At 65.3% G+C, this 4,643-nt stretch carries 5 protein-coding genes; 1 reads left to right on the top strand and 4 read right to left on the bottom strand.

All coding sequences use genetic code 11. From position 1 onward, the window contains the following. Window positions 1–653 (bottom strand): DUF6683 family protein (locus Q0R23_RS00675; protein WP_293909230.1); only part of this gene is annotated, 653 nt, incomplete at its 3' end. Between the two features lie 205 nt (window positions 654–858). Between Q0R23_RS00675 and Q0R23_RS00680 the strand changes: the two genes are divergently transcribed. Next, window positions 859–1,491, top strand: a complete 633-nt coding sequence (locus tag Q0R23_RS00680; RefSeq protein ID WP_293909232.1) for a hypothetical protein — start codon at window positions 859–861, stop codon at window positions 1,489–1,491. On the opposite strand, the gene eutC is transcribed toward Q0R23_RS00680, so the two are convergent. The 3 genes from eutC to Q0R23_RS00695 form a co-directional block, all read right to left on the bottom strand. Further along, window positions 1,481–2,254: an ethanolamine ammonia-lyase subunit EutC gene (gene eutC, locus Q0R23_RS00685; RefSeq protein WP_293909234.1), complete on the bottom strand. Its 774-nt coding sequence runs from the start codon at window positions 2,252–2,254 to the stop codon at window positions 1,481–1,483. The genes Q0R23_RS00680 and eutC overlap by 11 nt on opposite strands. Beyond that, window positions 2,251–3,648: an ethanolamine ammonia-lyase subunit EutB gene (locus Q0R23_RS00690; protein WP_293909237.1), complete on the bottom strand. Its 1,398-nt coding sequence runs from the start codon at window positions 3,646–3,648 to the stop codon at window positions 2,251–2,253. The genes eutC and Q0R23_RS00690 overlap by 4 nt, the downstream gene beginning before the upstream one ends. 190 nt (window positions 3,649–3,838) lie before the next feature. Further along, the coding region (locus Q0R23_RS00695; protein ID WP_293909239.1) for an SDR family NAD(P)-dependent oxidoreductase at window positions 3,839–4,643 on the bottom strand (805 nt) is incomplete at its 5' end.

The raw sequence follows: 4,643 nt of genomic DNA on the forward strand, positions 1-4,643 counted from the left end.
TGCTCCAGAACGGCCAGCGCAGACTTTCTGGCGGCTTGAGGACTGCGCCGGTTCTGCTCAACAATCCTCTGGGCTTCCCAGGCCAGGTACTCCGACATCTGCTGTTTCACCGTGTCGCTGGAGCGTGCGAACACCTTGCCCAGAAGCTGGCTGCTCCGCGTATAGAACATCTGCCTCTGCGTGCTCACGAAGGATTTACCTGAGATTACCGTATAAGAAGCGGCCACAAAGGCATTGAAGTAGCTGGCCACGTTGTTGACTGGTAGATTTTTGGCCCTGATAACCTGGGCGATGACAATGGGAGGCAACGCTTCGTTTTGCTGAGCCGTGATCTCGGAAAGTACCTGGGCAATGGGTTTGTTCTCGGCTTTACTCAGACTGCTGAGCATCACTTTCGTGACTGCTTCGCTCACCCTGCTCGACGGCTTGAAACTCAGCGCTGCTGCCGATGAAGCGGAATTTGCACCCGGCACCGTGCCAGCAGCGCTCTTGCCTCCGCTCTTGTCTTCGTAGATATCCCGGTTGTCTTCGGCGACTCTGTCCATTTGTTGGTAGATAATGCGCGAATAGTCGTAGTTCTGGTAAAACTCAACCGACTGGGCAAAAGTGACAGAAAAGGAAAAGAACATTACGAAAACGATCAGTCTCTTCACGTTATCTCCTTGACTTGATTCTGCACTGACCAACTGACCATCGCCGAACGGGAGAACCCTCTACCCGCTGAGGCTCCACGCAAGATGGTGCCGCTGACAGCCGTTGGCTCCACCGTCAACGCTGATCCTAACATGGCCCTATCTCGCCGCTCTCTCTATAAAATGATCCGCTCGCCAGAGCCTGCCGGGTGGGGTATCGTCGGGCATGAAACGACTTCTGTTGACCCCGGTGCTGACCCTGGTCTGTGCCGCAGCGAGCGCGGCGCTGGCCGAGGGGGCCACCTGCGACACGTCGGGAACGTTTGCGTATTCCGGCGTGACGGTGGTGCTCGCTGACCGGCTTTACTTCAGGGATGACCTCCAGAAGCAGACCGGGCGCTACGTGGTCAAGGGCGATTTCGTGGCCGTGCGTAACGTCAAGGATTACGGCGCCTGCGTGCTGTACATCGGCGAAACCGGCAAAGAGTACGCGGGCTGGCTCGACAACGCCGGGTTGGACCCCGCCACCGACCCCGGCATCCAGGATCTGCCCTCGACCTGGATCATGGTGCGCAATCAGGGACTGATTCTCAATTTGAAGATGGGCAGTAAAGACCTCATCCCGTTTGCCGCCGAATTCAACAGGCCAGGTAAACTCCCCATCACGCTGACCGGCACGCTTGAGCTGGACGGCGGCGTGGGGCCAGTCTTCCTGGCGACGGGCAAGCTGAACGGCAAGACCTCGTGTGACCTCAGCGGTGTACTCCTGAGCGGCTTTCTGCGGCTGTTCAGCAGTGCGCCCGCCTGCCGGGCCTTCGCCGGGGTCTACGCCAGCGAGCGCTTTTTCATCAAGGAGTAGTCGGGTTCAGCACGGTGTTGGGGCCAGCGCTCTCGTCCTTGAGGTCCACACCGCTGAGCCCACGCCGCAGCGCCTCAGCGGCCAGATACAGCAGCCGCCGCGCCGCCGTGCCCGCATCCAGCCCCGCCGGACGGATGTTGGACACGCAGTTGCGGGCCGAGTCGAGGGTCTGCATGGTCGGCTGGTACGTCAGGTACGCGCCGAGGCTGTCGGGGCTGCTGAGACCGGGGCGCTCGCCGATCAGGTGGATGACCAGCCGGGCGCCCAGAATCACCGCCGCCTCGTCCGCCAGCGCCACGCGGGCCTGGGTGGCCAGCAGCAGCGGAGCCGTATTCAGACCCAGCGCCAGCAGGCCCGGCAGCAGCACGTCCAGCAGCGGCTGGGCCTGCCGGACCGAGAGCGCCGAGAGGCCGTCCGAGACCATCATCAGCACGTCGGGCGGCGGGTCGGTGCGGGCGGCCTGAAGCAGCCGCGCCGAGTCCGGGTGCAGCCGTCGCCCCAGGTCCGGGCGGCGCAGATACTCCGAGCGGTGCGCGGCGCGGGACCGGACGTGCAGCGCGGCGTACTGACCCAGACCCGACTGGCTCAGCGCCGAAAAATCCGCCTCGGCATGCACGGCGTCGCGGGCGAGCGCGTGGGCCTGCTGGAATTTCAGGAGTTCCGCCGTTGGCACAGACGTGCCGACCCGGCCCTGGGCGATGCGGGCGTCGGTATACCGGCGCAGGTTGTCCCAGGGCGTCAGCGTGCCCGGCTCGTCGCTCATCTGCCCAGCTCCAGCAGACGCTCACGCAGCAGCCCGGCAAACGGCAGTTGCAGCTCACCGCCGCTGGTCAGGCCCACGCCCTCCAACCAGGCGGCGAACTCCGGCGCGGGGGGCCGCCCGAACACCTTGCGCACGTACCAGGCGTCGTGGAAGCTGGTGGACTGGTAGTTCAGCATGATGTCGTCGGCGCCGGGCACGCCCATGATGAAGTTCGCGCCCGCCGCGCCCAGCATGGTCAGCAGCACGTCCATATCGTCGGAGTCGGCCTCGGCGTGGTTGGTGTAGCACACGTCGCAACCCATCGGGAGCCCCAGCAGCTTGCCGCAGAAGTGGTCCTCCAGGCCCGCCCGGATAATCTGCTTACCGTCATATAAATACTCCGGGCCGATGAACCCCACTACCGTGTTGACCAGCAGCGGTTGGTAGCGCCGCGCCACCGCGTAGGCGCGGGCCTCCATGGTCTGCTGATCCACGCCGCAGTGGGCGCCGCTGGAGAGCGCACTCCCCTGCCCCGTCTCGAAATACATGACGTTCTGGCCCCGCCTCCCATCTGGAAACACGGCGCCGCGCTGAAGGGACTGCGCCGCCGCGTGGGCCTCATCGAGCAGGCTCAGATCGATACCGAAGCCCGCGTTGGCACCCTGCGTTCCGGCGACGGACTGAAACACCAGGTCCACCGGGGCGCCGCGCTCGATGCAGGCAATGGTGTTGGTCACGTGGGTCAGCACGCAGCTCTGGGTGGGGATGTTCAGACTCTGGCGCAGCTCGTCGAGCATGTGGAGCAGCCCGGTGCAGGCGTCCACGCTGTCGAGCGCCGGGTTGACGCCGATCACCGCGTCCCCGGCGCCGAACATCAGCCCGTCGAGGGTGCTGGCCAGGATGCCGCGCCGGTCATCGGTGGGGTGGTTGGGTTGCAGCCGGGTCGAGAAGTGCCCGCGCAGGCCGATGGTGTTGCGAAAGCGGGTCACGACCTGGCATTTGCGGGCCACCAGAACCAGATCCTGATTGCGCATCAGCTTGCAGACCGCCGCCACCATCTCCGGGGTCAGTCCGGAAGAGAGGGCCGAGAGCGCCGCCGGGCTTGCCATGTCGGAGAGCAGCCAGTCGCGGAAGGCGCCCACGCTCAGGCCGGAGACGGGCACGAAGGCCGCCGCGTCGTGGCTGTCCACGATCAGGCGGGTGACTTCATCGGTCTCGTAGGGAATCAGGAGTTCAGATAAAAACAGATTCAGCGGCAATCCGGCCAGGCAGCAGCGGGCGGCCTCGCGCTCGGCAGCGCTGCTCGCGGCCAGGCCCGCCAGCTCGTCGCCGGACTTGAGCACAGAAGCTTTGGCCAGCAGGTCTCTGAGGTCGGCGAAACTGAAATGGGTCTGGCCCAGCGTGGTGTGGTACATGCAAGCCCCCTTTCGAACATGGCTTAGAGCAGTACTCCGAATTACGCCACGGGGAAAACAGCCTCCCCGCGCCTCCATTCTGCGCCTTGCTCAGTCAAAACTACTCGCTCCGCTCGGCCATAAAAGGGGTTTTTTTATGACATCTGCTCTAAACCGTGCATCACCTCAGCGGAAATTCGGCCCCGCCCGCTCAGACCGCCGTGAAGGCGTTGTCCACGAACAACTGTGCGCCGTTGACGAAGCTGGCCTCGTCGCTGGCCAGAAACAGGGCGGCGCGGGCCACCTCGACCGGCTCGCACAGCCGCCCCTGCTGCGCGGCGATGGCGGCCTCCGAGGCGTCCACGCCCAGCGCCTGCAACTCGGCCACCTCGCGCAGCCCGTGTGGCGTGCGGATGAAACCGGGGCACACCGCGTTGCAGCGAATGCCCCGGTCACGGTACTCGACGGCGATGGCGCGGGCAAACTGATGCACCGCCGCCTTGGTCACGCAGTACAGCACCTCCATCGGGGTGACGGCCACCGCCGAGATGCTCGACGTGCAGACCACCGAGCCCTTGCCCCGCGCCAGCATCGAGGGCAGCACCGCCCGCGTCATCAGGAACATGCTCTTGACATTCACGGCCATCAGCGCGTCCCAGTCGGCCTCGGTGGTGTCGAGAAAGGGCTTGATGATGATGGTTCCAGCGTGGTTGAACAGCACGTCGATGAACCCGAAGGCGTCCAGGCCCACCTGCACCGCCGCCCTTACCTCGGAGGCAATCGACACGTCAGCGCGGGCGAAGACCACCTGCGCCCCACTTGCCCGGAGTTCGGCGGCCAGGGCCTCGCCTGCCTCGGCCTGCCGGTCCACGATGACGATGCTGGCTCCCTCTGCGGCGAACAGGCGCGAGGCGGCCTCACCCACACCGCCCGCCCCGCCGGAGATCAGGGCGACCCGGCCCGCCAGTCGGCCTGCCGCGTGATGGTCCTGGCCCTCCGGCCCCGCTGAATGGAGG

This window comes from Deinococcus sp. (assembly GCF_025362455.1).
In the GTDB taxonomy this organism is placed as follows: Bacteria; Deinococcota; Deinococci; order Deinococcales; family Deinococcaceae; genus Deinococcus.